General features: G+C 69.0%; 3 protein-coding genes and 1 pseudogene. 3 read left to right on the plus strand and 1 reads right to left on the minus strand.

Translation table 11 applies throughout. The features are described from left to right. Window positions 1–315, plus strand: a pseudogene (locus tag RM812_RS41525) (hypothetical protein); the annotation flags it as partial. Window positions 316–557: 242 nt separating this feature from the next. On the opposite strand, the gene RM812_RS41530 reads toward RM812_RS41525, so the two are convergent. After that, window positions 558–1061, minus strand: coding sequence for a hypothetical protein (locus tag RM812_RS41530; RefSeq protein ID WP_311586114.1), 504 nt, complete (start codon window positions 1059–1061; stop codon window positions 558–560). A gap of 277 nt (window positions 1062–1338) precedes the next feature. On the opposite strand from RM812_RS41530, the gene RM812_RS41535 reads away from it, so the two are divergent. Both RM812_RS41535 and RM812_RS41540 read left to right on the plus strand, forming a co-directional pair. Next, window positions 1339–1500: a hypothetical protein gene (locus RM812_RS41535; RefSeq protein WP_311586116.1), complete on the plus strand. Its 162-nt coding sequence runs from the start codon at window positions 1339–1341 to the stop codon at window positions 1498–1500. Continuing rightward, window positions 1497–1799, plus strand: a 303-nt coding sequence (locus tag RM812_RS41540; protein WP_311586118.1) for a hypothetical protein, incomplete at its 3' end; no start/stop codon positions are given. The genes RM812_RS41535 and RM812_RS41540, both read left to right, overlap by 4 nt.

Consider the following 1799-nt stretch of genomic DNA (forward strand, 5'->3'; position numbering starts at 1 on the left):
CTGCGTCACACATTCGCCGTGGTCACCCTCGAACGGCTCCAGCGGGCTCACATCGCTCAGCTCGCCGAACTCAATCCCCAGCAGCGCGGGCATTACACCCGGATCTTCGGCGACCCGCTGGACTGGGTCCGCCGCAGGCTCGGACACCGGTCGATCCTGACGACCTTGATCTATCTGCACGCCCTCCAGGAGCTGGAGATGGAAACCCGCATGGCCTTGGTCCCGGACACCTGGGACGACCCGAGAGACACCCCGCTGACCCAGCTCGGCGACGACGCCGTCCCGGCCGACGCTGACCAGGAAGCGGTTCGGTGACCCGCCGGGGCCGCGGCAGCACGGGACCAGGCCGTCCATCAGCCTTGCCACCGGGCGAGTACGACCCGCCGGGCCCGGTGAGGGCAGGTCCTGCGGGCGCGACCGTGGTCTTCTTCCACGGTGACGACGGCCGTCACGACGTCTTCGACATGGCCCGGCTGCCGCTGCCAGGCTGGTGGATTCCGCTGGCCGGGGCCTTCGCCCAGCGGACAGGCCCCGGCGGCGGACTGCGCACCCGAACCTCAGCGGCGGGAGCCTGGTGGTGCCTGGGCCGCTGGATGCGGTTCCTGGCTGGACTTCCCACCCCACCCGCCGATCCCGGCCGGCTCACCCCTGCCCACGTCGAAGGGTTCGTACGGTTCCGCACGGCCCAGGCGGGCGAGGAAACAGCGTTCAAGGACGTGCAGGACATCAAGCTCCTGCTCGACATGGACGCGATCGTCTCGCTCCTGGCACCCGAAGCCCGGGACTCTCTGGTCCGGCGACAGCCACGATCCCGCAGCTTCGGCCAGGCTGGCTACTCCGACGGCGAGTTCAAGCGGCTGCTGTCCGCGGCCCGGGCCGACGTTGCCCAGATCCGCGACCGGATCGCGATCGGCGAAGAACTCGTACGCCGGCACGGTGACGGCGTCGGTGATGAACAGGCCGCCCTTCTGGCCGACATGGCTGCCAGCGGGAGGGTTCCGCGCCTGAGCGACGACGGTCGTCATGACCACCTGACGCGACGGATCGAGCTGGCCCAGCACTTGTTTCTGCACCTGCGGGACCTCGCGCCGCTGATGGTCTTGCTGTGCGCTCTCACCGAACGCAACGGAGAGACGATCAAGGAACTACCCGCACAGCACAAGATTCTGGACGGCCGGGCTGTCGAGCTCACCCTCATCAAGCGGCGCCGCGGCCCGCGGCGGTGGTTCGAGACGGTCACCTGGGAGATTGGCCCCCTGCACCGCGCCCTGCACACCCCCGGCGGTCTCTACCTGCTGATCCACAAGCTGACAGCCCGCAGCCGAGCGTCGCCTGACGATGAGCGAGGACGAGTGGTGGCGCCGCTACGGGCCGGCCTGGGCCGCGGTCCGCCACGACATCCTCGCGAAGTTCAGTCCCGCGGAACGCGAGCACGCAGAGCGGGTCAAGCCGACCGACGTCCTGCTGGATCTGGTCGAGGAACCCTGGGAGCAGATGTGACCGCCCTTGCCCGCAGCGTCGCGCTTCCCGGCGACGACGTCTTCGTCCTCCACGACCGGCCCCTGCGGGACGGAGTCGCCCTGGAGGACACCTCGCAGTTCGGCGACGCCGTCTGGCGGCTACAGCCCGCGATCCACAAGAGCAGCGGCCGCAACCTGATCCTGAACTTCAACCGCTTCCCGGTCTGGTTCCGACCGGTCGCCAAGCAGCTGGCTTACGCCATGCTGTCCGGGCCCCTCCCGCAAGGAGAAAAGCGCTGCAAGGTTGAGGGAGTACGTTGCGCGTCCACCGAACTCTTC

The organism is Streptomyces lancefieldiae, from assembly GCF_031845825.1.
Lineage (GTDB): Bacteria > Actinomycetota > Actinomycetes > Streptomycetales > Streptomycetaceae > Streptomyces > Streptomyces lancefieldiae.